Annotated in this window: 24 protein-coding genes; 15 read left to right on the top strand and 9 right to left on the bottom strand. The window is 74.5% G+C overall.

The features are described 5' to 3' along the window. Positions 1 to 63: 63 nt before the first annotated feature. The gene (locus ACGFXC_RS26870) at positions 64 to 363 is read left to right on the top strand and encodes a hypothetical protein (RefSeq protein ID WP_393716909.1); all 300 of its coding nucleotides are present in this window, start codon (positions 64 to 66) and stop codon (positions 361 to 363) included. Between the two features lie 156 nt (positions 364 to 519). Here ACGFXC_RS26870 and ACGFXC_RS26865 read toward each other — a convergent pair whose 3' ends face one another. Continuing rightward, on the bottom strand, positions 520 to 1,827 hold the full coding sequence (locus ACGFXC_RS26865; protein ID WP_393716908.1) for a M48 family metalloprotease: 1,308 nt from the start codon (positions 1,825 to 1,827) through the stop codon (positions 520 to 522). Positions 1,828 to 2,452: 625 nt separating this feature from the next. Further along, positions 2,453 to 2,848: an ATP-binding protein gene (locus tag ACGFXC_RS26860; RefSeq protein ID WP_393716906.1), complete on the bottom strand. Its 396-nt coding sequence runs from the start codon at positions 2,846 to 2,848 to the stop codon at positions 2,453 to 2,455. A 429-nt stretch (positions 2,849 to 3,277) separates the two neighbouring features. Between ACGFXC_RS26860 and ACGFXC_RS26855 the strand changes: the two genes are divergently transcribed. From ACGFXC_RS26855 to ACGFXC_RS26815, 9 genes are all read left to right on the top strand, one after another. Beyond that, complete coding sequence (locus ACGFXC_RS26855) at positions 3,278 to 3,439, top strand: hydrophobic protein (RefSeq protein WP_351818670.1); 162 nt, start codon at positions 3,278 to 3,280, stop codon at positions 3,437 to 3,439. 259 nt (positions 3,440 to 3,698) lie between these two features. Beyond that, entirely contained in the window at positions 3,699 to 6,089 is a 2,391-nt protein-coding gene (locus ACGFXC_RS26850; protein ID WP_393716904.1) for a catalase, read from the top strand. Between the two features lie 51 nt (positions 6,090 to 6,140). Continuing rightward, complete coding sequence (locus tag ACGFXC_RS26845; protein WP_393716902.1) at positions 6,141 to 6,437, top strand: DUF6479 family protein; 297 nt, start codon at positions 6,141 to 6,143, stop codon at positions 6,435 to 6,437. Between the two features lie 267 nt (positions 6,438 to 6,704). Further along, positions 6,705 to 7,136 (top strand): ATP-binding protein, encoded by a 432-nt coding sequence (locus ACGFXC_RS26840; RefSeq protein ID WP_393716900.1) that lies wholly within the window; start codon positions 6,705 to 6,707, stop codon positions 7,134 to 7,136. A gap of 17 nt (positions 7,137 to 7,153) precedes the next feature. After that, positions 7,154 to 7,597 (top strand): MarR family winged helix-turn-helix transcriptional regulator, encoded by a 444-nt coding sequence (locus ACGFXC_RS26835; RefSeq protein ID WP_393716899.1) that lies wholly within the window; start codon positions 7,154 to 7,156, stop codon positions 7,595 to 7,597. A 14-nt stretch (positions 7,598 to 7,611) separates the two neighbouring features. Then, the gene (locus ACGFXC_RS26830) at positions 7,612 to 9,063 is read left to right on the top strand and encodes an MDR family MFS transporter (protein WP_393716897.1); all 1,452 of its coding nucleotides are present in this window, start codon (positions 7,612 to 7,614) and stop codon (positions 9,061 to 9,063) included. A 135-nt stretch (positions 9,064 to 9,198) separates the two neighbouring features. After that, complete coding sequence (locus ACGFXC_RS26825) at positions 9,199 to 9,900, top strand: ABC transporter ATP-binding protein (RefSeq protein ID WP_393716895.1); 702 nt, start codon at positions 9,199 to 9,201, stop codon at positions 9,898 to 9,900. Then, positions 9,897 to 12,074 carry an ABC transporter permease gene (locus ACGFXC_RS26820; RefSeq protein WP_393716893.1) on the top strand — a complete coding sequence of 726 codons (2,178 nt, stop codon included), beginning with the start codon at positions 9,897 to 9,899 and terminating at the stop codon, positions 12,072 to 12,074. Before ACGFXC_RS26825 ends, ACGFXC_RS26820 begins: the two co-directional genes overlap by 4 nt. A gap of 104 nt (positions 12,075 to 12,178) precedes the next feature. Further along, positions 12,179 to 13,861 carry a serine/threonine-protein kinase gene (locus ACGFXC_RS26815; protein WP_393716891.1) on the top strand — a complete coding sequence of 561 codons (1,683 nt, stop codon included), beginning with the start codon at positions 12,179 to 12,181 and terminating at the stop codon, positions 13,859 to 13,861. Between the two features lie 16 nt (positions 13,862 to 13,877). Here ACGFXC_RS26815 and ACGFXC_RS26810 read toward each other — a convergent pair whose 3' ends face one another. The 3 genes from ACGFXC_RS26810 to ACGFXC_RS26800 all read right to left on the bottom strand — a co-directional run bounded on the left by ACGFXC_RS26810 (position 13,878) and on the right by ACGFXC_RS26800 (position 18,223). Further along, complete coding sequence (locus tag ACGFXC_RS26810) at positions 13,878 to 15,905, bottom strand: HelD family protein (protein ID WP_393716890.1); 2,028 nt, start codon at positions 15,903 to 15,905, stop codon at positions 13,878 to 13,880. 263 nt (positions 15,906 to 16,168) lie between these two features. Beyond that, the gene (locus tag ACGFXC_RS26805) at positions 16,169 to 17,386 is read right to left on the bottom strand and encodes an MAB_1171c family putative transporter (RefSeq protein ID WP_393716888.1); all 1,218 of its coding nucleotides are present in this window, start codon (positions 17,384 to 17,386) and stop codon (positions 16,169 to 16,171) included. A gap of 216 nt (positions 17,387 to 17,602) precedes the next feature. Beyond that, positions 17,603 to 18,223, bottom strand: a complete 621-nt coding sequence (locus tag ACGFXC_RS26800) for a hypothetical protein (protein WP_393716886.1) — start codon at positions 18,221 to 18,223, stop codon at positions 17,603 to 17,605. Between the two features lie 204 nt (positions 18,224 to 18,427). On the opposite strand from ACGFXC_RS26800, the gene ACGFXC_RS26795 reads away from it, so the two are divergent. Continuing rightward, on the top strand, positions 18,428 to 19,372 hold the full coding sequence (locus ACGFXC_RS26795; RefSeq protein WP_393716884.1) for a hypothetical protein: 945 nt from the start codon (positions 18,428 to 18,430) through the stop codon (positions 19,370 to 19,372). A 6-nt stretch (positions 19,373 to 19,378) separates the two neighbouring features. Here ACGFXC_RS26795 and ACGFXC_RS26790 read toward each other — a convergent pair whose 3' ends face one another. Continuing rightward, entirely contained in the window at positions 19,379 to 20,776 is a 1,398-nt protein-coding gene (locus ACGFXC_RS26790) for an FAD-dependent oxidoreductase (protein WP_393716882.1), read from the bottom strand. 471 nt (positions 20,777 to 21,247) lie between these two features. Between ACGFXC_RS26790 and ACGFXC_RS26785 the strand changes: the two genes are divergently transcribed. Beyond that, positions 21,248 to 21,577, top strand: coding sequence for an STAS domain-containing protein (locus ACGFXC_RS26785; RefSeq protein ID WP_393716880.1), 330 nt, complete (start codon positions 21,248 to 21,250; stop codon positions 21,575 to 21,577). Positions 21,578 to 21,594: 17 nt separating this feature from the next. Here ACGFXC_RS26785 and ACGFXC_RS26780 read toward each other — a convergent pair whose 3' ends face one another. After that, on the bottom strand, positions 21,595 to 22,083 hold the full coding sequence (locus ACGFXC_RS26780; RefSeq protein ID WP_393716878.1) for an Asp23/Gls24 family envelope stress response protein: 489 nt from the start codon (positions 22,081 to 22,083) through the stop codon (positions 21,595 to 21,597). A gap of 171 nt (positions 22,084 to 22,254) precedes the next feature. On the opposite strand from ACGFXC_RS26780, the gene ACGFXC_RS26775 reads away from it, so the two are divergent. The 3 genes from ACGFXC_RS26775 to ACGFXC_RS26765 are packed head-to-tail and all read left to right on the top strand — an operon-like array spanning position 22,255 to position 23,776. After that, the gene (locus ACGFXC_RS26775; protein ID WP_393716876.1) at positions 22,255 to 22,836 is read left to right on the top strand and encodes an RNA polymerase sigma factor; all 582 of its coding nucleotides are present in this window, start codon (positions 22,255 to 22,257) and stop codon (positions 22,834 to 22,836) included. Then, positions 22,827 to 23,450: an Asp23/Gls24 family envelope stress response protein gene (locus ACGFXC_RS26770; protein ID WP_393716875.1), complete on the top strand. Its 624-nt coding sequence runs from the start codon at positions 22,827 to 22,829 to the stop codon at positions 23,448 to 23,450. Before ACGFXC_RS26775 ends, ACGFXC_RS26770 begins: the two co-directional genes overlap by 10 nt. Continuing rightward, positions 23,447 to 23,776, top strand: coding sequence for an Asp23/Gls24 family envelope stress response protein (locus ACGFXC_RS26765; RefSeq protein WP_393716873.1), 330 nt, complete (start codon positions 23,447 to 23,449; stop codon positions 23,774 to 23,776). Before ACGFXC_RS26770 ends, ACGFXC_RS26765 begins: the two co-directional genes overlap by 4 nt. A 30-nt stretch (positions 23,777 to 23,806) precedes the next feature. Here the strand turns inward: ACGFXC_RS26765 and ACGFXC_RS26760 are convergent, their stop codons facing one another. Further along, positions 23,807 to 24,370 (bottom strand): helix-turn-helix domain-containing protein, encoded by a 564-nt coding sequence (locus tag ACGFXC_RS26760; protein ID WP_393716871.1) that lies wholly within the window; start codon positions 24,368 to 24,370, stop codon positions 23,807 to 23,809. A gap of 221 nt (positions 24,371 to 24,591) precedes the next feature. Then, positions 24,592 to 25,632: an NAD(P)-dependent alcohol dehydrogenase gene (locus ACGFXC_RS26755; RefSeq protein ID WP_393716870.1), complete on the bottom strand. Its 1,041-nt coding sequence runs from the start codon at positions 25,630 to 25,632 to the stop codon at positions 24,592 to 24,594. Positions 25,633 to 25,724 lie beyond the last annotated feature (92 nt).

The raw sequence follows: 25,724 nt of genomic DNA, 5'->3' as shown, positions 1-25,724 counted from the left end.
CCGCGCGACCAGCCCGACCAGCCCGACCAGCCCGCTTCGGACGGCGACGCGGCGTACGACTTCATGAGGACCGGGAGCAGCTTCGACCTGTACGGGCACCCGCAGCTCGTCCCCATCGCGCGGGACATCTGCGGGGAATGCCTCGTACTCGACCACCGGCCCGAGACCGACCGCGTGCGGGTCCACACGGCCGAGGCCGTGGGGGGAGTCGTGCGACAACCGCACGCGATGTGGGCGTCCCTGCCGGCTCTGCTGGAGATGACCGCCGCGTCGCTCGAAACGAACCGGCCCCTCGCCTCCCACACGCCCGTCGTGACCGAAGACCAGCGCCGTTCCGTGCCTGGCGCGGAAACCACTACGTGACCCTGGCTGAGGTGCTGGTTCGGCTCGTCCGCGGGCGCGTGCTCAACGGACTTCGCCGGCACTACCCGGGTGCCGAGGATCTCTGAACGGGACACTTGGCGTTCTCGAGGCGGTCGATGGTTCGCTCGGCTGCTCACCCTGGCCGCTTCCGCTGCCTCAGCCCGCGAAGTCGCGGATGACCTGACGGGCCGTCACCGCGCGTGCGGCCGCCAGCTCCGCCGCCACCGCCGCCTCCCGCCGCCCCGTCAGGGAGACCAGCGCCGTGTGCGGAACCCCCGCCGCCACGAGGCGCCTGCGCAGGTGGGTCGGGGGGTGCGTGGCGTCGACGCTGTGCCCGCGCCGCGCCGCGACCCGGCGCAGCCGCTCGTACTCCCGCTCCGGCACCGCCGTGAACCGCGCGGCCAGCCGCTCCCACAGCCCCCGCTCGGCCTCCTCGCGCGCCGCGCGGCCGGCCCGGCCGCCCCGCATCCCGGCGGCCACGGACTCCCGCCGCAGCCCTTCGCCGACCGCGCGCGCGATCAGCAGCCGGTCCATCAGCGCGGTGGCCGCCGCCGAGGAACCGACCCGCGCCGCGCTCGCGTCGGCCAGGTACTCCGCCCGCTGCGAGGCGCGCAGCGTCAGCCCGTCGAGCAGTTGCAGCAGCCCGAGCGCCACGCACCGGGGCAGGAACACGCACGCGTTGACGAACCGGTCGAGGAGCCGCGTCGGCGGCGTGGGCGCCAGCAGGTAGTACCAGACCGACAGCGAGTGCAGCGCCGCACTCGTGAGGCGGCTCCGCCGGATGTCCCCGTGGGCGAAGTGGCCCAGCTCGTGGCCCAGCAGCGCCACCCGTTCCTGCGGGCCCAGCACCTCCCACAGGGCGAGCCCGAGGTACAGCACCCGGCGCTGGCGCAGACCGTAGGTGGTCACCGCCGCATTGGGCCGGGGCTCCACCACCACGGCGTGCACCCCGGTCGTCCCCAGCGCGGAAGCGATCTCGTCGACCAGGCCGAACAGCTCCGGGGCGTCGGCCCGGTACAGCACCTGGGCGTCCTTCGGCAGCCGCCCCGGCCGGGGCCGCAGCACCGCGGCGACGCCCAGCAGCAGCGCCCCCACCACGGGCTGCACACCGGTTGCCCAGCCGAGGACGATCAACAGCGTCCCGCCGACCACCAGCAGCGCCGTCAGGGAGTGGACCAGTACGGACACCCCCTGCGCCAGGGCCGCCGAGGCGTCCCGTCGGCGCGGGCCGTCCGCGTCCGCGCCGTGCTCCAACTCCGCCGCCAGCTGCTCCCCGTAGGCATGCGCGAGGCGCCTGCGGAAGGCCGCGATCCGGCCGGGCTCGGGATCCGGCGCACCCGGATCCACGTTCCAGTCGCAGGCCGAGCACCACTCGACGTAGGTCTCGTGCACCGGCACCGGGCCCCGGCACTCCGGGCATTCCCGGGCCGACGGAACAGGGGCCCCCTCCACGGCGACGTCCATGCTTCCCCTCCTCGCGGCGGCCCCCCCCTGGACCCGCACCGGCCGCAGCATAAGGCCCGCACGAACCGGCCCGACGCGCAGGTCACGGCTGCCGTAGGCGCGCGGCCTGAGGGCCGGCGATGACGGCGGGCCGCACGGGGCCTCCTCCCGCCGACGCCCGCAGCGTGGTCCACGACGGCGCCGTCAGCGCGGAGGACTGCCGCGCGGCCGGCGGCTCGATGGACCGCACGGTCGGCCGCGTGTACGCGACGGGCCCGGACGGCAGACCGGGCCCCTGCACGGCGACGGCCGTCGGCGGACTGGGGGAGGGACGGACGGGGTGTCGCCATGCCGATCGAGGAGGGCCGGCCCGGCGCCCGCGGGGAGCAGTGCCCCGGGCGTGGCCGGGGCGAAGGGCGACACCGGCCCCGCCGGACTCCAGGGCCCCGGGGGGGTGAGACCGGTGCGTGCGGGGAGTGCGAGCAGCACCGCCACCACAAGGCCAAGGTCGTCTTCCACGGCCCGCTCCCCGTACACAGAGGCCCGCACCGCGGCGAGAAGGCGGTGGACCACCTCGGCGACGTCCCGTTCTTCGGCTGACCCGATGAGCGCGGCCCGGCCCGTCCCGGGCGGGCCCGGCCGCCGGTCAGCGTACGGCGGGGCCGTGGGTCAGGACGGCGCTGACCGTCTTGCCGTGCCCGCGAGTGTGGACGCGGACGTCGGTGGCGGCGAGCTGGTTCACCAGCCGCCACCCGAAGCCGCCGGGCACCCGGGGTGCCCAGGGTTCGGTCACCGGTGGCCGGGGGGAGGCGTCGGAGACCTCGATGACGACGGCTCCGCGATCGGCGGTGACGCGGAAGGCGGTGACGCCACCGCCATGGCGTCTGGCGTTGGAGACGAGTTCGGTCGCCACGGTCAGGACGTCCTCGCACCACGGCGCGGGCGCGGCCAGCCCGGCGAGGGCGCCGCGGACGGTGTCCCGGGCCTCGGCGCAGGAGAGGTCGGTGCCGGACCGGGGGGCCGACGGGGATCGGGGCGTCACAGTCCGTTGATCCATACAGTCCGTTTTCCCCTCTTTTCGGTCGTTAACCGACGGCGATGTGCAGCTGCGGCGAGCGCCGCTGAGCGTAGGACGCGTTTTCGGGGTCATCCGGTTCACCTTTCGGACGGGCTGCCCGGCCCGCTAGCGGCTGTCGCGGTGGCGGCCCCTGTGGTGGGGTTCGGCGGCGGCCAGGAGGATCAGCGCGAACCCGAGGGGGAGCAGGAAGAGCAGTAAGAACGTCATGGGCCGCTCGTGCCCGGCGGGAGGCGGCCGACACCCATGGCCACCCGGAAGAGCCTGGTCCGTTCCCCGCGCGAGGTGGGCGTGGAGGGCGATCAGCCTTCCCGCCTGGGCGGATAAGAAACAGGTAAATTTCCGGCGCATGCGCGGGCCGGGCCCGGGTACCCGGTGCCTCGGAGGTTGATAACTATGGTTCCCCTGCTTCTCGTTCTCCTGCTCGCGCTGATCCTTTTCGGCGCCGGCTTCGCCCTGAAGATCCTGTGGTGGGTCGCGATCGCCGTCCTGGTGATCTGGCTGCTCGGATTCGTCGCCCGCCCGAAGAGCGGCAGCGGTCGCTGGTACCGCTGGTAGCGGCGGACGCCGTACGTAACTGAGGGTGCCCGTGGCGCCCGGACCGTTCGCGGTCCGGGCGCCACGGGCATGTGCGGTGGGGCCCGGCCGGCCCGGAGGGTGGAGTTGTCGCCGGGACAAAAGGATTTATTCGGGTATATCGGGTATCCGACGGGTCTGGGGCCGTGGTGGGGATCGATTCCCGGACGCGTCAGGCCGATGCGGCGAGCCGACCTCGGGTGAGGGGGATCGCCGCGCCCCGAACAGCGGAAGGAACTTCATGGCTGCGAAGAAGGCGGCGAAGGCGAAGCCCGCCAAAGCGACGCCGGCGAAGGCGAGGCCCGCCAAGGCAAGCCCCGCCAAGGCGGCGTCCGGCACGGGGCGTACCGCCAAGGCGAAGCCCGCCCGGCCGGACGCCGTGGGCGACCGCCGGGCCCCGGGGGCGGACGTGGTTCCCGGGGCGCCCGTTCCGCAGCCGCCCGCGGCGGCCGAGCGCGTGAGGCCACGCGACCCCCTGCCGCCCAAGGCGGACCAGCGCGGCCCCGGCACCCTGGGCCCCACGGGCGTGCCCACCGGCGCGCCCGCCACCGCCGTCGCGCAGGCGGGTCCGTACCTGACGACCGCGCAGGGTGCCCGGCTCCACGACAGCGACCACTCCCTCAAGGCGGGCGCCCGCGGCCCCGTACTCCTCCAGGACCACCACCTCCGCGAGAAGATCACCCACTTCGACCACGAGCGGATCCCGGAGCGCGTGGTGCACGCGCGCGGAGCCGCCGCCCACGGCGTCTTCACCGGGTACGGAACCGCGGCGAAGGTGTCGAAGGCGGCCTTCCTGGCCGAGGGCGTCGAGACCGAGGTCTTCGTACGCTTCTCCACCGTGCTGGGATCCCGGGGTTCGGCGGACTCCGTCCGCGACACCCGGGGTTTCGCGACCAAGTTCTACACCGCCGAGGGCACCTTCGACCTGGTGGGCAACAACATCCCGGTGTTCTTCATCCAGGACGCGATCAAGTTCCCCGACGTCATCCATGCCGGGAAGCCGCATCCGGACCGGGAGATCCCGCAGGCCCAGAGCGCGCACGACACCTTCTGGGACTTCGTCTCCCTGCACACCGAGGCCACCCACCACACGATCTGGAACATGTCCGACCGGGGCATCCCGCGCTCCTACCGGATGATGGAGGGCTTCGGCGTCCACACCTTCCGGCTGGTCGCCGCCACGGGCGCCACCACGCTCGTGAAGTTCCACTGGAAGCCCAAGCTGGGCGTGCACTCCCTGGTCTGGGAGGAGGCGCAGATCACCGCGGGCATGGACCCGGACTTCCACCGCCGCGACCTCGCCGACGCCATCGAGGCCGGCGCGTTCCCGCAGTGGGAACTGGGGATCCAGACCTTCCCCGACACCCCGGACCAGATGTTCGAGGGCATCGATCTCCTCGACCCGACGAAGATGGTCCCCGAAGAGCTGGCCCCGGTACGGCCGATCGGCCTGATGACCCTGAACGCCAATCCGCAGAACTACTTCGCCGAGACCGAGCAGGTCGCCTTCCACCCCGGACACCTCGTGCCCGGCATCGACGTCACCGACGACCCGCTGCTGGCCGGACGGCTCTTCTCCTACCTGGACACCCAGATCAGCCGGCTCGGCGGCCCCAACTTCGGCCAGATCCCGGTCAACCGGCCCCACGCACCCGTCAACGACATGCTCCGCGACGGCATGCACCAGAGCGCCGTCCACGCGGGTGCCGCCCCGTACCGCCCCAACAGCCTCGACGGCGGCTGCCCGTTCCTGGCGGGCGCGGACACGGCCGCCTTCATCGAGGCGCCGGTCGAGCTGCCGCCCGCGCGCAAGGAGCGGGCCGCTCCGGAGTCCTTCGACGACCACTTCAGCCAGCCCCGGCAGTTCTGGCTGAGCATGACACCGGTGGAACGCGAGCACATCGTCGCCGCCTACACCTTCGAGCTGTCCAAGTGCTACGAACAGACCGTCCGGGAACGCGTGCTCACCGTCCTCGCCCGCGTCGACGGCGGCCTGTGCGAGCAGGTGGCCGCCGGCCTCGGCCTGCCCGCCCCCGCCCCGACCGCCTCCGGCGCCACCGGGCCGCTCGCGGACGTGGAGCCCAGCCCCGCCCTCTCCCAGATCGGGCGGAGCTGGCCGCTGGACGGCCGGACCGTCGGCATCGTCGCCGGGCCGGGCAGCGAGGCGAAGGGCGTGGCCGCTGCGGCCAAGGCCGTACGCGCCGCGGGCATGATGCCGCTGGTGATCGCCCCGACCGGCGGTGCGCTCGGTACGGGCAAGAACGCCGTCACCGTCCAGCGGACGTTCGCCACCGCACGCTCCACGGAGTTCGACGCCCTGCTCATCGCCGGAGCGCCGGCGCCGGCCGCCGACGCCGCCGGAGCCCGCGACGCCAAGGCGGGCGCGGGCCGGGGCAAGAACCGCCGGAGCGCCGCCCCGGCCACCGACCCCCGGGTGCTCCTCCTGGTGTCGGAGATGTACCGGCACGCGAAGGCCATCGGCGGCTGGGCCGGAGCGGGAGCCGTGCTCGCGGAGGCCGCGGTCCCGGGCGGCGCGCCCGGCGTCGTCGAGGCGGCCACCCCGGCCGCCGCCGTCAAGGCCCTGGCCGGGCTGGTGGCGGAACACCGCGTATGGAACCGCTTCCCGGCCTAGTCCCGTACGCCGGAACCAACCCTCCGGCCCCCACCCCGAAAGGCGGACCCCATGTCCTACTTCCTCTCCGCAGGCGCCGCAGGTGCCGGACTCCTGGCCGTCGGCGTCGTGGTGGCGCTGCTCCTGATCGGGGCGGTCTGGTGGGGCGTGCGGCGTCGTGCCGCGGAGCCGGCGCCCGGCGCGCCCTCCCGCCCCGACGTGCGGCCCCACCACATCGAGGAGCGCCGCGAGCCCGAGCCGGACGCGTTCCCGGCGAACGGCGAGAGGCTGTCCCCGCACGAGATGAAGGGGTACGGGAACCTCGGCTCCCGGCCCGCCGAGCGCCCCCGCGACCAGACGGACGAGTGACCCGGGCCCCCGCCCGACCCGCGCGCCGTGACCGCCCCGCCCGGCGGTCACGGCGCGCCGACGTGTTCGAGGGCCTGCCGGACGCGGGGTTCGTGGCCGTGTCGCCGTGACGAGCGAGCCGCCCTCGTACCGTGCGACGGGGAGGCGCGCAGCCGCGCGAGGAGCCCGGGCCCGCCGAGCCGCCCGCGGACGGCCGGCAGCGGACCGGATGAGAGCGCCTTTACGGGGCACACGACGGTCACGGGCCGGTAACGAGAGGAGCGCGCCATGGACCGTCGCGCCGTACGAGCCGTGGGCTGGGCCCGTTCCCTGCCCCTCGACACCGATACCAAAACGGCGCGGGACTGGACGCGCGCCCACCTGAACAGCCTCAGCTGGGTCGCCGAGGCGCCCCACACCGTGGACGACGTGCTGCTCACCGTCTCCGAACTGGTCACCAACGCCCACGTGCACGCGCGCAGCAGCGCCCAGCTCGTGATGACCTGGGACCAGTGCTGCCTCCACATCGCCGTGCACGACGGGAGCTGCGACGCGCCCGTCCTCAAGCCCCCGAGCACCGACTGCAACGGCGGACGCGGCATGTTCCTCGTCGACGCGCTGGCCGACGACTGGACGGTGCGCACCTGCGCGGCGGGCAAGGTCATCGTCGCCTGCTTCCGCCCCCCGACCGGACGCGGGCACTTCACCACGGCAGATTGATAAACTAGCCTTAATATATGAGTGGTGACGAGCTGACCTCGGACGCGATCGCCACGGCCCTGCTGACGAGCGTCGGCGCGCTGGTCAGGCGGGTGCGTCGGGTGCGCGTCGAGGGCGAGCTCACGCTGCCGGAGCGCACCGCGCTGTCGCTCCTGGACGAGGCGGGCGCGACGACGTCGTCCGCGCTGGCCCGGCAGGCGCAGATCACCGCGCAGGCCATGGGCGCGACCCTCGGCGGGCTCCGGGCCCGCGGGCTCGTCGAGCGCAGCGCGGATCCCCGGGACGGCAGGCGCGTGCTCCTGACGCCGACCGACGCGGGCCGCCAGGCGCTGGCCGACAAGCGCAGCGCCCGTACGGAGCTGCTCGCGCGGGCGCTGACGGGCCACTTCACGCCGGGGGAGCTGGAGCAGCTCGCGGCGGCCGCGCCGCTGCTCGAACGGCTCGCGCAAGAGATCCGCTGACGAGGGAGCGCGCCGTGACGACCCGGGCGGCCGTGGGGGACCGCATCGATCCGAAGGTCCTCAAGATCGCCGTCGCCCTCATCGTCGGCTCGCTCGCCGTCGTCTTCGACACGACGATCGTCAGCGTCGCGCTGGGCACCCTCTCCGGGCAACTGCGCGTGCCGCTCTCCACCATTCAGTGGGTGAGCACCGGCTACCTGCTCGCCCTCGGTGTGTCGATCCCGCTCGCGGGCTGGGCGCAGGCCCGCTTCGGCGGCCGCCGGGTCTGGCTGTTCGCGCTGGCCGTCTTCCTCATCGGCTCGGTGCTGTGCAGCCTGGCCTGGAACGCGGGCAGTCTCATCGCCTTCCGGGCCGTCCAGGGCCTGGGCGGCGGGCTCATGCTGCCGCTGTTCTCGACGATGATCATGCAGGCGGCCGCGGGCCGGGCGCTGGGGCGCACCATGTCGGTCGTCACCCTGCCCTTCGTGGTGGGGCCGATCGTGGGACCGGTCATCGGCGGTGTCCTGCTGGACGCGCTCGACTGGCGGTGGCTGTTCTGGGTCAACGTCCCCTTCTGCGTGGCCGGTTTCATCTGCGCCTGGCGGATGCTGGACCCCGACGCCACGCCCGCGCGCCCGCGCTTCGACACGGCCGGCTGGCTCCTGCTGTCGCCGGGCCTGGTGGCGATCCTGCTCGGGCTCACCGACTCGTCCCGGCCGGGCGGCTTCGGGCGCCCCGGCACGTTCGGCCCGCTGCTCGTCGGGGCGGCGCTGCTGCTGGTCTTCGCCCTGCACGCGCTCCGCCGCGAGGCCGGTGCACTGGTCGACGTACGCCTGCTCGGCAACCGCCCGCTCGCGTCCTCCTCCGCCCTCATGTTCCTGTCCGGGGCCGCGCTCTACGGCGGCATGGCGCTCCTGCCCCTGTACTGGCAGCAGGTGCGCGGGGCGGACGCGCTGCACGCCGGCCTGATGCTCGCCCCCCTGGGCATCGGCACGCTCCTGAGCCGCCCGCTGGCCGGCGGGCTGAGCGACAGGATAGGGACCCGGTGGGTCGCGTTCGCCGGCTTCGCGACCATCGGGCTGTCCACCGTGCCGTTCGCCCTCGCCTCGGACACGACCGACGAGCGGTACCTCATGGCGGTGCTCGTGGTGCGCGGCTGCGGGCTCGCAGCCGTGTCGATCCCCCTGCAGGCGGCCGCCTTCGTCGGCCTCGGGCGCGACGAGATCCCGGACGCCGGCATCATCACGCGCATCGCGCAGCAGATCGGCGGATCCTTCGGCGTCGCCGTACTCGCCGTCATCCTCGACACCGCCCTCGGCACCAGCGCGGGCTCGGCGGCGCAGACCGCGCACGCCTTCGGCCGGGCCTTCTGGTGGGCGACGGGATTCACCGCGGTCGCCCTCGGGCTGAGCCTCCTGCTGCCCGGCCGCACCCCACCCCGCCCGCCCGCCCCCACCCCGGCCCCCGCCCCCCACCAACGAGCCTGACCCCCCGGCAGGGGAGGGCGGGGGCCCTCCGGAGGCTCATCAGGTCATCGGGTGACCGGAATTCGATGGGGCGGTTCCTTCGGTGCCTCGGCTCTGTAGCGTTCGCGTCGATGACGTTTCGGTGGGCGGGGGAGCATGGGGAAGCACGCCGGGCCCGGTGCGGCGCGGGTCTCGACGGCACTTGAGTTCGGGGCGCTGCACTACGCCGTCGACGACCGCGTGCTCTTCGACGGCCTCGACCTGTGCCTGCCCGTGGGCGAGTCCCTCGCGGTGACGGGCCCCAGCGGCAGTGGGAAGAGCACCCTCGTCTCCTGCGCGCTGGGCCTGGTGACGCCGCAGGGAGCCGTACGGGTCGCCGGAGCGGACCTCACCCGGATGAAACGGCGCGCGCTCGCCCGCCACCGCGGCGCCCACACCGGCGTGGTGTTCCAGTTCGGCGAGCTGCTCCCGGAACTCACCCCGGTGGAGAACGTGGCCCTGGCGGGCCTGCTCGCGGGCGCCGCGCGCGCAGACGTGTACGACGAGGCCGCGAAGCTGCTGGCGGAACTGGGCGTCCCGGGCGCGGAGCGCCCCACCGGCACGCTGTCCGGGGGCGAACGCCAGCGCACCGCGGTGGCCCGCGCCCTGATCAACCGGCCGGTGCTCCTGCTGGCCGACGAGCCGACGGGCGCCCTGGACGAAGCGAACCGCGACAGCGTCGCCGACGTGCTGTTCCGGCTGCCGGACCGCTGGGGGTGCGGCCTGCTCGTCGTCACCCACGACGAGCAGTTAGCACGGCGCGCCGACCGCGTGCTGCACCTGGCCGACGGCCGCCTGCGGGCCCGGAACACGGTATGAGCGGGAGCCGCCGTACGCCCCTGTGGTGGCAGCTGCTGCGGATCGGGGCGGCGGCCGGCCGCGCCGCCCCGGCCGGCCGGGTGCGGTTCGTGGCGCTCGCGTGCGGCACGCTCGCCGCGAGCCTGGCGCTCTCCGCGATCATGCTCGTCCTCGCCGCCTACGAGGGCCGCGACCTGCGCGACGCGGCCCGCTCACCGGTGCGCTCCCCGCAGGCGGCCCCGGCCCCCCTGCTGTACCGGCCCGCCTTCGACGCCGTGGACGACCAGCAGTACCAGGTCGTCTACGTGCTGCCCCTGCGCGACGACGCCCCCCTGCCGCCCGGGGTTTCCGCCTGGCCCCGGCCGGGCCAGGCGCTCCTGTCGCCCGCACTCCTCGCCGCGGGCCGTGACGAGGGCATCGAAACCCGGTACGGCGCGGTGGCGGGCACCATCGGTGCGCAGGGGCTGGCCAGCCCCGGGGAGCGGTTCGCGTACGTCCGCCCCGACCGAGTACCCGCCGACACCTCCCGGATGTGGCCCGTCGCCCGCTTCGGGACGCCCTCGCCGTCCGGAATCGGCGAGAACCTCTTCGTCAAGCCCGTCCGCCTCCTCCTCGTCATCGCCGTCTTCATGGCGGCCCTGCCGGCCGCCGCCCTGGCCGTGTCGGGCGCGCGGGCCGGATCCGACGCGCGGGACCAGCGCACGGCCCTCCTGGGCGCGCTCGGCGGCGGCCGGCGCGTCCGCGCCGTCGTCAACGCGGGCGAGGCCGCCCTCCCCGTGGCCGCGGGAGCCCTCCCAGGGCTCGGAGTGGGCCTGTGGCTGCTGGCACAGGACACCCGGCTGCCGCTGGTCGGCTACACCCTCGCCGTCGCCGACACCCGCCGCTGGGCGTGGGCGGTGGCCGCGGCCCCGCTGCTCGCCGCCGCCCTCGTCCTGCTGGCCGTCGTCCTCACCCACCCGCCGCAGGACCGGCGCCAGGGCCCGCGGCCCCGCCTCCTGCGGACCCGGCTGCCGCGCTGGTGGCCCTACCTCTGCCCCCTCATGGCCCTCCTCGCGGTCCAGGGCCCCGCGCTGGCTCCCAACCCGGCCGCGCGCCTGTTGCTCTACGCGACCGGCGTGGGCGGCACCATCCTCACCCTCCCGTCGCTGACCGGCCTCGCGGCGGTCGCGGCCGGGCACGCCCTCGCCCGCCTGGGGCGCCGTACGGGACGGCCGGGCGCCCTGGTCTGCGGCCGCTGGGCCGCCGCCTGGCCCGGCGCCACCGTACGGCTGACCGCGGGGGTCGTCATCGCGTTCGTCCTCGTCGGACAGACCCAGCTGTGGGTCACCCGCACCACGGGCACCGTCTTCCAGGCCCGGCAGACGGTCGAACGCGTCGGGACCAGCGCCCTCACGGTGGGCGCACCCGACGACGGTCCGGTCCCGCCCGCGTTCCTCGCGGCGCTGCCGTCCGGCGTGGAGGCCCTGCGGCTGAGCATCGATCGGGGCAGGGCGACGGCCGAACTCAACGGCCCCTGCACGGCCTTGCGACGGCTCTCGCTGCCCTGCACCCCGCAGGCGGTCCCGGTGGAGCCGCGGACCGCCGACGTACGGGTCGGGGAGCTGGACCGCTGGGACACCCCCGGGCAGGGGCTGTTCGCCCGCCAGAGCTCCGATCCCAAGGGGGACGTCATCGTCCTGGTGGGAGACCCGGGCCGGCAGATCTCCGTCCCCGCGGTGAAGGAGGCCGCGAACCGCCACCTCGGCATGGCCGTGCCCGTCGGGACGATCGCCGGCTCCTGGCTGAACTCCGCCACGGCGGACGACCGGCAGGGGCTGTGGGTCCTGCTCTTCGGTGCCTTCGCCGTGACGGTCACCGCCCTCTCCGCCGTCCTGTCGAACCTCGCCGAGTACGTGCGCTTCAGCCGCCGCATCACCGCGCTGAGCGTGCTCAGCGCAAGCCGCACCCTCTACCTCAGCACCGCGTTCTTCAGCCTGTTCGTCCCGCTGCTGGCCGCCTCCCTCATCGGCCTCGCCACCCACTGCTGGCTGGCCACCCCCATGACCACGGGCGAGCACGCCGACGGGGCCTCCCTCTCCCGGCCGCTGCTCGCCGCCGTGCTCGCCGCCGCACTGGCCATGGCCCTGGTCGTCTGGCTCTGGGGAGCACACGGCGCGGCGCGGCTCGCCCACCGGTGGCGTCCGGCTGCCGACTGAGCACGCCCTCCGGGCGGCAGCCGCCCGGAGGGGCCGCGGATCATGCCTCTACGCTGGGCACCGTCAGGGAGTCGGGACGGCCGACCGGTTGCGGAACGGAGCACGTGGTGCCAGCGGGTCAAGCGGGGGAAGCGAACGACGGGGACCTGATCGGCAAGGTGCTCGGGGGACGCTACCGGGTGACCTCCGTGGTCGGCCGCGGCGGCATGGGCGTGGTCGCGCGGGCCGTCGACGAGCTGCTCGCCCGCGAGGTCGCCGTCAAGGTCCTGCGCGCCTACACCGACTCCAGCGACGCCGAACTGACCGACCTGCGCACCCGGATGGAGCGAGAGGCGCAGGCCGCCGCCCGGATCCGGCACGGCGGCGTCGTCACCGTGCACGACGTGACGCACGAGCAGGGGCTGCCCGTCATCGTCATGGAACTCGTCGACGGTCCCTCGCTCGACGAGGTGGTGACGCGGCGCGGGCCGCTCGACCCGCACGAGGCCGCCGCGATCGGCGCCCGGCTCATGGACGCGCTCGACGCCGCGCACCGCGCGGGCGTCCTGCACCGCGACGTGAAGCCGGGCAACGTGCTGCTGGAGCGGGACGGCCGGGTCGTGCTCACGGACTTCGGCATCGCCACCATCGAGGCCGCCGGTGACGACGCCGTGGCGAAGCTGACCCGCAGCGGCGAGCTGGTCGGCTCGCTCGACTACCTGCCGCCCGAGCGCGCCCAGGGCCGGGAGCCGGGACCGGCTTCCGACATCTGGTCGCTCGGCATGACCTTGTACGCGGCGGTCGAGGGCGTCTCGCCGTTCCGCCGTACCTCGGTGTGGTCCACGCTGGCCGCGATCGTCGGCGACCCGCTGCCCGAGCCCCGGCGCGCGGGGCCGCTCGCGCCCGTGCTGCGGGCCCTGATGGCGAAGGATCCCGCACACCGGCCCACCGCCGACCGGGCGCGCGCGATGCTGGAGCAGGTGGCGGCCGGCGGCGGCACCGCACCCCCGGCGGCGGCTCCCGCGCCCGTGGTGCCCGTGGCTCCTGAGACTCCCGCGGCGCCCGCAGTCCCCGCGACTCCCGTTCCCGGCTTCGGGCCCCCGCCCCCGGCCGGGTTCGACACCGGTGGCGAATCGTTTCCGCAACCCTACGCCCCCACCCCCCACCCCGGATTCCCGCCGTCCGGCTTCCCGCCGGGCCCGCCGTCGGGCCCGCCGCCGCCGGCCGTGGACCGGCCGCGCCGCCGCCGCGCCGTGGTGGCCGCAGCGGCCGTCGTCGTACTCGCCGCCGGCGGTGTCGGCTACGCCGTGACCTCCGGCGGCGACGCCCCCCGGACGCGGGCGACGGCCCCCACCCCGGCGCCCGGCGGCTCCCCGGCCACCGGCGGGCAGCCGGAGCCGCCCGCCCCGCCGCCCTCCCCCTCGGACTCCGGCCCCGCGCCCACGCCGAAGCCGTCCGCGAGCCCCTCCAAGAAGGGCGGCACGGCCACGCCCTCCCCGAAGGGCTCCTCGGCCGCCCCGGCCAAGCCGAAGCCCGCACCGACGGGCTGCGCGGGCTGGACCCACAAGGACCCGGCCCCGGGCACGTACGGCTACATCTCCGGCGACCACCACCTGCTGGCCGCGCCGTACCAGCAGTGCCCGCAAGGCAGCCTGGTCAAGAACGGCACCAAGCTCTGGTACCAGTGCTACATCGTCAACTCGTACGGGAACCAGTGGACGTTCGTCCGCGTGGACGGCACGAACGCCACCGGCTGGCTGTACAACCGCGACCTCAAGGGCCAGAAGGGCTCCTCGCCGCCCTGCTAGGCCGTCTCTTCCGGCCTCAGACGGCTTGCGCGGTGACCGTGCACAGGCGCTTGGTGGCCCGGGTCAGGGCCACGTACAGGTCCCTCTCCCCGCCCGGGCGGGCCGCGCCGATGCCCTCGGGGTCCACGACGACGACCCCGTCGAATTCCAGCCCGCGCGCCTGCGACGCCGGTACGAGGCGCGCGTGGTGGGCGACGCCCCGGGCCGTCAGCTCGCTCACCCGGGAGTCCTCGCAGATCACTCCGAGGAGCTCGCCCGGGTGCGCGGCGCTCTGGGCGCGCACTTCATGGACGACCGCGGTGGCCAGCCCGTCCGCGGGGGCGGTCACCGTGCGGGGAACCGCGCCGCCGCGCAGGGACCGCGTGGGCCGCTGGTCCGGAGCGATCCGCGCGAGCAGGCCCCGGACGCTGTCCAGGATCTCCCGCGTGGTGCGGTAGCTGACGGTCAGGTCGTGCAGCCTGAAGCGCGGTCCGACGTGGGGGGCGAGCGCCTCCTGCCAGTCGCGGGCCGTCGTGACCGGGCCCGCCTGGGCGAAGTCGCCCACCAGCGTCATCGCCCTCGCCGGGCAGCGGCGTACGATCATCCGCCACTGCATGGCGGTCAGTTCCTGGGCCTCGTCGACGACGACGTGCCCGTACGTCCGCTCGGGAGGGCCGTCCACCAGGCTCGCCGCCTCGTCCAGCAAGGGCACGTCGGCGTCGGTCCACGGGTCCTGCGGACCGCGCAGCAGCAGGGACCGCTCCCGGGCGTTCAGGCGGGGCAGGTGCTCGGCGAGCGCGCCGGCGTCCGTCAGGAGCGCCTGCACGAGGTCAGCGGGCGCCAGCCGCGGCCACAGCGCCTCGACCGCCCCGTCGAAGGCGTCGTCGTCGAGGAGCTCGTTCCGGACGGCGTCCGGATCCAGCTCGTGGGCCGGAACCGCGGCGGGCGCGCCTTCGCCGCGGCGCCCGGCGGCGCCCGTGAACCGGTCCAGATCGAGGCCCGTCAGCCTTTCGGTGTCGGCGTCGATGCGTTCCAGGAGGTCGCCCAAGTCCCGTTGCAGCGCGGCGGTGACGGCGTCGGCCAGCAGTTCCGTGAACACCCGGCGCGCGGGGTTGTGCCCCGGTGCGGCCGCGAGCGCGGCGTCGCGCGCCGCGGCGACCTCTTCGCCGGACAGGTGCACCCGTTCCCGTCCGACCCGCACGGTGACGTCACCGGCGGGGGCCTGGCGCGGGCGCAACAGGCCGGCCAGGGCGCCGGCGAGGCCGGAGCCGCCCTTGAGGCGTGCCGTGGCGAGCGGGTCCACCGCGTCCGCGGACACCCCGGCCAGTTCCCGGCAGGTGGCCAGGACGACGTCGTTCTCCCCGAGCGAGGGAAGGACGCGCGCGATGTAGTCGAGGAAGCGGGCGTTGGGGCCCACCACCAGGACGCCCTCCTGCGCGGCGCGCGGGAACGCGTACAGGACGTACGCCGCCCGGTGCAGGGCGACCACCGTCTTGCCGGTGCCGGGCCCGCCCCGCACCACGGTCACGCCGCGGTGGGCGGAGCGGACGATCTCGTCCTGCTCGGCCTGGAGCGTCGCGACGGCCGCGCCCATGCTGCCCGTACGCGGTGCCGACAGGGCCTCGGCCAACGGGCCGTCTCCCACGACGTCCTCGCCGGTCGGGTCGGTCCCGTCCAGCAGTTCGTCGCTCACCGAGACGACGGTCCGCCCTTCGAGCCGCAGGTGCCGGCGCCGCCGCAGGCCCATCGCGTGGACCGGGGTCGCCTCGTAGAAGGGCCGCGCGGCGTTCGCGCGCCAGTCCACGAGCAGGGGCAGGTCGTCGTCCTCGGTGTGCAGGCCGATCCGGCCGATGCGCAGGGCCGTACCGTCCTTCCGGTCGATGCGCCCGAAGACCAGGCCCTTTCCGGCACCCTCCAGCCGGCCGATTTCTCTTGCGAGACGCGCGGCGGTGATTTCCCGCTCGTGCGCTTCACCGGCGCTTTCCGCCGGGGGATTCCTGGTATTCGCGTGGTGCGCTCGCGCCTCGGAAAGGCGCTCGGTGAGCAACTCGTACAGGGAGGACACATAATCCCGCTCGGATGCAACCGCACGCGCGGCCGGACCGTTCACCGGATCGATCAGGGGTGACAAGAGGCGGTCTCCTTCGATTCGGTCCACACCCTACGATCGAAGGCCCCCGAAGGTAAGTCTTGACTTACTCGTTGCGCCATGGCCCCACGGCTGAATCCACGAAGGACGAAACCGCAGGGCACATCGCGCATTTCACCGCCCGGTATTCCGCGCATTTCCGCGCGAGGAAAAAGGCGGATGCGCGGCACCGGATGTGGTCAATGGTCTTCCGGGCCGCGGACGTCGACCGGGAGATCCGAGTGGTGGATCCGGGAGAACTGGATGCTCAGCCGGGCGAGACCGTGCGTCCCCGAGACCTCGGCGCGCGTCGGGGCGCTCCTCTCGACAGCGGCGCAAGCCCGTCCGGGAACCTGCCCGGAAGCCGCCGCTCCGGCGCTCTGCGCGGCGAGCAGGGCCGCCCGGATCGTGGCCGCTTCGGCGAAGACGACGGCGGCGTCCGGCGTGCACCCGTGCGCGCGGGCGTGCCGTTCGGCCGCCGCACGGTGCCGGTCGTCCAGATGGGGCGCCAGATTGAGCAGCCGGTCGGCGATCTCCGTGGACCGGGCCATGGCCCGGAACTCCAGCGACGACGTGGGATGGATCGGCATGCGCTTCCCGCGTCCCGCGAAGGGTTCGAGGGCGCGCCAGAGCGGTTCCATCGCCCGGTAGGCGCGCCAGGACAGCCACATCGACTCCAGCCGCGGGCCGACGACCGGGACCAGGAATCCGACGGTGGTCAGGCCCACGCCCAGTCCTGCCAGGGAGGGGGCGACCTCGGTGCTGAGCGGATCCCAGGCGCTCGTACCGGCCCAGCGGGCGCCGATCGCAAGGAACTTGAACAGGGCGAACGTCACGGTGATGACGAAGGCGCAGACGAGGATCAGCAGACCCCAGTGGGTCCAGGCCGCCTGGAGTTCTCGCAGTTCACGGGCCCACCGCCAGCACTTCGCCGCCACGACGAGGCTGGTGGCGGTGTGCGCGCCCAGGTAGAGCAGGATCATCTCGCGCACGTACGGGGTGCTCGCGTAGAAGGTGTCGAAGGAGCGCTGCTGCTCGACGGGCACGTCGCTGAGCGAGAAGAGCAGGCACAACGCCGCGATCACGGCGGCGGTCGCCGCGATCCACATCCTGGTGTGCCGCCGCAGGGTCTCCTGCGGGCCGCCGCGCCAGTGGATGACGAGCACCAGTGAGGCGCAGGACAGGCACGTCAGAATGCAGTAGACGAGGGGCGCCGAGAAGTTGGGGACGCCCGTGACGCGGTTGACCCGCTCGATCGTCGGGGGTGCGCTGAAGACGAACACGGCGGTCGAGGCCGCGAGGATCACGAAGATCGATTTCGACATCGGCGAGTGCCAGGTGCGCCAGAACGAAGGCGACTTGACCGCCAGCGCGACCGCCGCGATGCCGGCGGGAACGTAGTAGTCGGATCCGGTCATGCCCGGTGGCTCCCGCCCGGCAGCCCGCCGAACGCCACGAGTAGTTCCCCGCGAAGGCCGGCGATCCGCCGTCCGCTCGCCCGTAATGCCCGCACGCTGCGTTCCTTCCGATGGATGGTGGAGACGGCTTGCCGCGCGCGCCGTCTCCGGTGACTGAAGGCCCGGCCCGGCCCGGTTCAGGCCGGTTCAGGCCGGTTCAGGCCGATTCAGGTCGGTTCAGGTCTTCGGGGTCACGGCGTTCTCGTGCGTGATCGCGTCGACGAAGGCCATCAGCGCCGCCTCCAGGTGCGGCGGCAGCTCCTGGTCGCCCAGACGGAGCTGGATCTGCATGGCGTGGCGGTTGCGCACCGCGTGCGAGGGGTTCTTGAGGAACGCCGTGAGGCCCGGGACGACCTTGCCGTCCAGGACCCGTTTCACGGCCTCGGGCGGCGTGTGGGTGAAGTACTCCATGGGGACGTCGAAGAACTTGGCCAGACCCGCGCCGTGCCAGATGTTCGGCGTGCTCCGGTTCAGCAGCTTGCCGTGCCACTGCGGCGTCATGCCGCTGCCGGCGGCGATTTCGGCGGTGGTGTACGGGCGCGGGCCGCCGGTGTGCGCGTCCACGGTGAGGCGGGTTTCCCGCAGGAACGCGATCCGCCGCGCCAGCTCGCCCGGGCCGCTCGCCGGCGCCTCGACGGGCTCCCCGTCGAGCAGCCGCCCGATGTCGGACTCCGGGAGCGAGGTGTGGAAGGAGAGGTCCTTGAGGCGGAAGACCGAGGCCCGGTCGAGTCCGGACGCCCACCTGAGCTCCTCGACCTCCCGCACGGTCTCGGCCAGCCGCTCGTACGCGTCGCTCACGGGACCTCCAGGCGGGACGTAACGGACGTGCGGTCCGGACGGCCCGGGACCTGGTTTCCTCACTAGATCACGGAACCGAACGGATCCACAACGAAACGATCGTTTCCCCCGCACCCCGCCCGCGCCGACGGGCCGTACGGGACCGGGTGCGGGCGACGTAGTGTGTGGCCGGAGGGTGATTCGGCGTCAGCAAAGGTTCGGCGGATGAGCGTTGGTGCAGGTGACGAGTCCCGGGCGCCCGTGACGGATCCGGCCGGGCGGATCGAATTCGACGCCGACGGCATGCCCGACGCCGTCTGCCACACCGTCTCGGGGAGCTGGCCGACGAGGAGCGTCGCCGGGAGCGAGGCGGACACGCTGGAACTCGGGCTCATGGTCGAACTGGGGGAGCGGGTCCCGTGCCGGCTGCGTCCCTTCGCCAACTACGACGGCATTACCACGATCTACAGCAGGAACGAAGTGGGCCGCACGACGATCACCATGACCGCGCGGTGCACGGCCCCGCCGTGCCTCGCCCAGGGCGCGGCGCAGGACGCCCGGGACGCCCTGGCCGCGGAGGAACCCGTGGACGTGTCCGCCCCCGCTCCGGCGCTGCGCCACCTGCTGGACCAGGTGCACCGCCTGCTCGCCGCGCTGCCGGCGCCGAACGCGACGGACCCGGCCCGCCGGCGGGCGCTGTGGGCGCACCGTACGGGTGTGCTCCACGAAGCCCTGCGCTACCTCGCCGAGCAGGCGCGCCGGCGGGAACCGCTCCTGGAACCGCTGGCCGGGGCCGTCATCGCCACCCTGCACCGGGCGGGGCGGCGCGGCTACGGCCTCGGTCAGGGCGCAGCCCCGGACGGCCCGCCCGCCGCCGAGGACGCGTCGTGGGCCGACCACCCCCGCAGGGCCAGGGCCCTGTCGGAGGCACTGCGGGAGCTCGCGGAGCAGGTGGCCGTGCACGCGGCCCCCGCTCCGCCCCGGCGCGCCGCCCGGCCCGTGGCGGTGGAGCTGGACGTGCCCACCGACCCCGAGCTGCTGCGCTGCTTCCTCCTGCAGACCCTCAGTACGGCCCTGCTCATCAGCGGCGATACGGCCGAGCGCCTCCTGGGCGCACACGAGGAGCACGTTCGCGGCGCGGTCTTGCGCCCGGGGCCGGAGCGGGACTGACGGCCCCTACGGCCGCGCGTTCTCGCGCTCCGCGGCGCTGAGCGGCGGCCCGGGCAGGTGCGGGGCCTTCCGGCCGAACGCCATGGCGATCAGCATGGCCGGGGCGAAGAGGCGGGTCGCGGGCCTGGACAGGCTCATCACGTCGAGGAGGTGACCGAGCGCCGTGGGATTGCGCGCTCCGGTGGTCACCGCCCGGTCGACGTAGCGGGCGAGGAACCTCTCGACGGCCGTCGGCGGGGTGTCGGTGGCGCCCGGGTAGGCGGCGTCCTGGGCGACGGCCAGGTCCCACGCCCCGGCGACGGGGCGGGCCGCGGCCCGCTGGATGCGGCGCGCGGTGCCCGGGGCGGTGAGGGCCGTGGAGCGCAGCACCGTCCGGAGGGCGACCGCGCACTGGGCCGCCACGGTGAGGCCGTGACCGTACACGGGGTTGAACCCGGCTATGGCGTCCCCGAGCACGACGAAGCCGTCCGGCCACTTCCTCATCTGCTCGTAGTAGCGGCGCCGGTTGGCGGTACTGCGCGTGGTGACGACCCCGCCCAGCGGCTCTGCTCCCCCGATGAGGTCGCCGATGACGGGGTCCGCGAGGCCGTTGGCAAATCCGGCGAACTCGTCGGCCTCCTTGGTGGGCTCGCCCCCACGGGTGCCGGAGAGGGTGACCATCCACCGGCCGCCCTCGACGGGAAGGATGATGCCGCCCTGCCCGGGGGCACGTGACGGCACGGCCTGCACGTTGACGATCGGGAAGCTGCCGACCGTGGCGGCGGGAGCCCGGTAGAGGCGCGTCGCGTACGCCACCCCCGCGTCCACCTGCCGCTCGGTGACGGCGGGCAGCCCGAGCTCCTCCAGCCATCCGGGGGCGTGGGAGCCGCGGCCCGAGGCGTCGACGACCAGACCGGCGGGAAGGGTCCGCTCCCCGGAGCCGCCCCGCACGCGGATGCCGCTGACGCGGCCGGCGCCACCGACGAGGCCCTCGGCCACGGTGTTCTCTTCGAGGCTGATGCGCGGGTCGCGCAGGACGCGCTCGCGCAGGGCGTGGTCGAGCAGGTTCCGCGAGCACACCAGGTTGTGGTGCCGGGTGGAGGTGAACCGGCGGAACCAGACCTCGTTGGGGGCGCGCGAGACCATGTCGCCCATGATGTGCGGCAGCCGGCCGCCCCGGGCGACGACGTCGTCGACGAAACCGGGGAGGAGTTCCTCGAAGGCCCGTACGCCGCCGCTCCACACCAGGTGGGCGTGCCGGGCCTGCGGCACTCCCTGCCGTCCTTCGGGCCCGTCGGGCAGCGTGTCGCGCTCGATGATCGTGACGTCCGCGAAGTCCGCCAGCACGGCTGCGGCGAAGAGCCCGCTGACGCTCGCGCCGACGACGATCGCGGTCTGCCGACGGGATCCGGCTGTCTCAGGCATGTGGGGGCTCTCCAGTGTTGTCACCCGCTGGTGCGTGGACGCGAGGGCGCGGGTGGATCGCAGTTCCCGGGACCGCGCCGGCGTGCCGCCGGCCCTGGTGCGCGGCAGGCGCCCAGCGGATCCGGCCCCCAGCCCCAGCGCCCGGCCCCACCACCGCCAAGTCCCCGCGCGAGCGCGCGCAGTGAACATTACTAGGGAGTTCGGTAAGGGGGGAGATGACGTACGGAGAGACGTGCCACAGGCCCGATCGTGCCGCCGGGCCCGCGTTCTGAGCACCTGTCCGATGACGGCGCGGCCCTCCGCGCGGCCCTCCGCGCGCCGCGCCGCGCGCCACGCCCGGGGCCGCGCCGGGGAGCGGGGCTGTGGTTGGGATCATGTCCGGGGGTTGTGCCCGCGTGCCGTGGCGTGGGTACGTTGGCCCGTGGGCGCGGCGCCGGACGGCGCCGGGCCGGACGAGGTTGAGGAGTACGGGTGGAACAGCAGGTGAGGGTCGTGCCCGACCAGGACGGTGTCCGTGTGATCAGCTGTGCGGGCGAGTTCGACCTGGACACCCTCGGGCCGCTCGAAGCGGCCTGCTCGGCGGCCGGCGCCGATCCCGGGGTACGGCGCATCGTCCTGGACGTCGCCGCGCTGACCTACGCCGACTCCTCCTTCCTGAACCTGATGCTGCGCGTGCTGCGCACGGGCCGGCTGGTGGTGGCCGGTCCCGTGCCCGCGCAGCTGTCCCGGGTCCTGGACCTCACCGAGACCCGTACGGTCTTCCGGATCGCCGACGACATCGCTTCGGCGCGCACGCTGTAGGGCCGACGGCCGTCGGCCTACGCCACCCGGGTGTCCCCGGCGCCCGCCGGGTCTTCATCGCCGGGCAGGTGGACGTCGTTGACGGTGACGTTCACCTCGACGACCTCCAGCCCGGTGATGCGCTCCACGGCGCCGATGACGTTCTCCCGCACGTCCCGGGCGACGTCGGGTACGGGAACGCCGTACTCCACGACCAGCTCGACGTCGATGGCGGCCTGCCGTTCGCCGATCTCGACCTTCACGCCCCGCCCGAGCTGGGGCCGCCCCCCGGGGACCCGGTCGCGGACCGCCCCCAGCGTGCGGGACAGCCCGCCGCCCATGTCGTGGACCCCGGGGACCTCGCGCGCCGCCATGCCGGCGATCTTGACGACCACCACGTCCGCGATCGAGGTCCGCCCGCGCGTGGCCCCCGGTTCGAGGGCCTTGCCGCCGTCCGCATCCGGCGCGGGCCCGGCGCCGGGCCCGCGCTCCGGCTGAGCGGGGGCCGTTTCCCGCGTTGTCGTCATGACCGCTCCCCTTCATCCGGTTCGTCCCTCTGCATCCCTTTGACACCGGTGGGCGGCCTTCCGTTATGTCACTCGTCCGTGGAGCACTCGAACGGCAGTACGGGGCCGGGTGTGCGTCACGGGCGCCGCAGCGCCGGTGTCAAAGCACCGAAGGCTGGAAGGAGCCCGCGAGTGAGCGCTCTCTCGAACCCCACCGGGCTCGGGTCCACGGCCCGTACCGACGACGGGCTGCTCGCCGTCCGGGCGGCGGAAGGAGACGAGGAGGCGTTCGAGGTGCTCGTACAGCGGCACTCGGCGGCCCTGCTGCAGCTCGCCGAACGCCTCATGGGCAGCCGCGCGGAAGCCGAGGACGCGGTCCAGGACGCGTTCGTCAGCGCGTGGCGCAAGCTCCCGGAGTTCCGGGGCGAGGCGGGCGTCACCACCTGGCTGCACCGCATCGTGACCAACCGGTGCCTGAACCTGCTGCGGGCGCGCCGGACGGCCGCCGACCTGGACTCGGTCCCCGAACCGGCCGCACCGGAACACCAGTCCTCGCCCGCCCGCGCCGCCGAATCGCACGCCGCCGCCCGCGACCTCGGTCAGGCGATGGGCCTGCTCTCCGCGGAACAGCGGGTCTGCTGGGTCCTGCGCGAGGTCGAGCACCAGCCCTACGAATCGATCGCCCGGACGGTACGCATCAGCCCCGAAGCGGTCCGCGCGCGCGTCTTCCGGGCCCGGCGCGTCCTGACGGAGGCGATGGCCGCATGGCGATGAACACCCCCGACCCCCACGAGGCGGCGCAGGACGACGGATGCGAACTGCTCGCCTGCGGACGGGATCTGGCCGCGGTGTGGGAGCAGACCGGCCCGCCCGACGCCGACCCGCACACCCGCGGCTGCCCCTCCTGCCGCCGGGCGCGCGCGGAGCTGGAGAGCCTGCGCGCCGCCGCGCTGCACCCCCACGAGGCGCGTACCGCCGAAGCCGTGGACACGTCCGCGCTGGTCCGCCGGGTCATGGACGTGGTCCGGCTGGAACTGCGCCCCGGACGCAACCTGCCCCTCGGCGAGCCGGGCGAGGACTGCTGGATCTTCGAGTCCGTCGCGGCCCGCACCCTGCGCGCGGCCGCAGAAGAAGTGCCCGGCGTACGCGCCGGCAGCTGCCGCATCACCGTGCCGGGCAGCCGCCCCGGCTCCGCGCGCGGACCCGTCTCCGTCCACCTCGACGTCACCGCGGAGTACGGGCGCGATCTGCGGACCACCTCCCTCGCGGTGCGCGACAGCGCTGCCCGGGCCGCCCGCGACCGGCTCGGCCTGACCGTCGCCGCCCTCGACGTTACCGTCACCGACCTCCACGACCGCCCGGACGAGCCGCAGGAGGCCGCGCCGTGAAGACACCACCGGCCCGGGCCGATTCCGCGGCGGTCGCCGAGGCCGTACTCACGGTTCCCGGCGTGGCCTGCCTGCGCCCCGGACTGCGCGGCCTGCTGTACGCACCCGGCCCGCGCCCGCCGGCCGCCCGCGGGAGCGGTACGGGAAGCTCGGCGGTGCGCGTCACGCTCGGCACCGACGGTTCGGTGGCCGCGCTGCGCGTCGAGGTGGTCGTGCGGGCGCGGCACCGGGCGGCGGACGTGGCCCGGGCCGTGCGCGAGGCCGCCGCCGAAGCGGCGGCGGCGCCCGCCGCCGCGGTGCGGGTCGTCGTCACGGGCATCGTGTGACCCGCCCGGGCGCCCCGCCCCGGTGCGCCGCTACAGCGGCGGAGGGCAGGTGAGGATCACCCACCAGGCCAGGGACCAGACGCAGGCCGCCGCCCCGAGCAGCCGCAGGCGCCGGATCCGCTCGGGCGACACCGGATCCCTGCCGCCGGCCCGTACGCCCGCCTCCGGCACGCCGGCGGGGACGCGCGGCGCTTGACCGCACACCACCGGGCGGACCCGGGTCGGCCCGGGACGGCGGGCGGCGGGCGCCGGGCGCGGACGCCGCTCCGGACGTGGTGGGTGCTCCGGGGCCGGGCGTTGCTCCGGGCGCGCGGCCGCCGTACCGAGGACGGCGCCGTGCTGGGCCAGCCCCGACAGGAACTGCCGGTACGCCTCCTTGCGGCCGCCGCGCGGTGCCGTGCGTCCGCCCTCCCAGGACCGCACGGTGGCGGGCGTCACGCCGAAGGCGAGCGCCACCTGACGCGTCGACAGACCCCACTGCTCGCGCAGCCGGCGCCGCTCGGCCGGCTCGGGCAGATCGCGGGAACGCCGCCGCGCCGCCTTCGCGGGGGAGGGGGTGACCTGACGGGGGAAGAGCTGATGCGCTGTTGTCATACAGGTGTGACAATCCGTCCCGCGCCGCTGTGACGCGGGATCCGGACCGTTCACCCGAACATCCCATCAGCTGCCCGCGTCAGAGGGTCCGGCCGGAGAGCAGGCGGCGACCCCGTCGAGGACGGGAGCGTCGTCCGGCGCGGCCGCCGGGGAGCGGCATCCGCCGCTGGAGCGCCCCGTCGGCCCGCCACGAGGTGGTCTCGCGCCGTCGCGCGGCGCCGTCAGATGGTCGCGGTGTCGATCACGAACCGGTAGCGGACGTCGCTGGCGAGGACCCGCTCGTACGCCTCGTTGACCTGGTCCGCACGGATGAGCTCGATCTCGGCCGTCACGCCGTGCTCGGCACAGAAGTCGAGCATCTCCTGGGTCTCCGCGATGCCGCCGATGCCCGAGCTGCTCATGCTGCGACGGCCGCCGAACAGCGCCTGCATGGCCACCGGCACCGGCTCCTCGGGCAGGCCGAGGTTGACCATGGTCCCGTCGGTGCGCAGCAGCGAGAAGTAGGCGGCGAAGTCGAGCGGGGCGGAGACGGTGTTGACGATCAGGTCGAAGTGGCCGGCGAGCTCCTCGAAGGTCGCCGGGTCACTGGTGGCGTGGTAGTGGGCGGCGCCCAGTCGCAGGCCGTCGTCCTTCTTGCGCAGGGACTGGGACAGCACGGTGACGTCGGCGCCGAGCGCGTGTGCGATCTTCACCGCGACGTGGCCCAGCCCGCCGAGGCCGACCACCGCGACCCTCTTGCCCGGGCCGGCGGCCCAGTGGCGCAGCGGCGAGTAGGTGGTGATGCCGGCGCAGAGCAGCGGAGCGGCCGCGTCCAGGGGCAGGGCCCCGGGAATGCGCACGACGTAGTTCTCGTCGACGACGACCGTCTGGGCGTAGCCGCCGTACGTGGGCTCGCCGTCCTTGCCGATGGAGTTGTAGGTCCAGACCGGCCCGTCGGCGCAGTACTGCTCCAGTCCGGCCTTGCAGTTGGTGCAGACGCGGCAGGAGTCGACCATGCAGCCGACCCCGACCCGGTCGCCGGTCTTGAACCGCGTGACACCGGGGCCGGTCTCGGCGACGACGCCCGCGATCTCGTGGCCGGGCACCATCGGGAAGATCGCCTTGCCCCAGCCCTCGCGGACCTGGTGGATGTCCGAATGGCAGATTCCGGCGAACTTGATGTCGATCAGTACGTCGTTCTCACCGACCGGACGGCGTTCGACGGTGGTGCGCTCCAGGGGGGCCTTGGCGGCGGGTGCGGCGTATGCGGCGACGGTGGTCATGGGAAGCGTGCCCTTCTTCGCGGATGGGTCCGGGTGCTCGGCGCCCAGCGGGTGCCGGGGGCGGTCGCGCCGGGTGAGCCGGGCGGCGGCCG

Source organism: Streptomyces sp. NPDC048507 (genome assembly GCF_043199995.1).
Taxonomy (GTDB): domain Bacteria; phylum Actinomycetota; class Actinomycetes; order Streptomycetales; family Streptomycetaceae; genus Streptomyces.
This window is presented reverse-complemented; position numbering and strand designations above follow the sequence as displayed.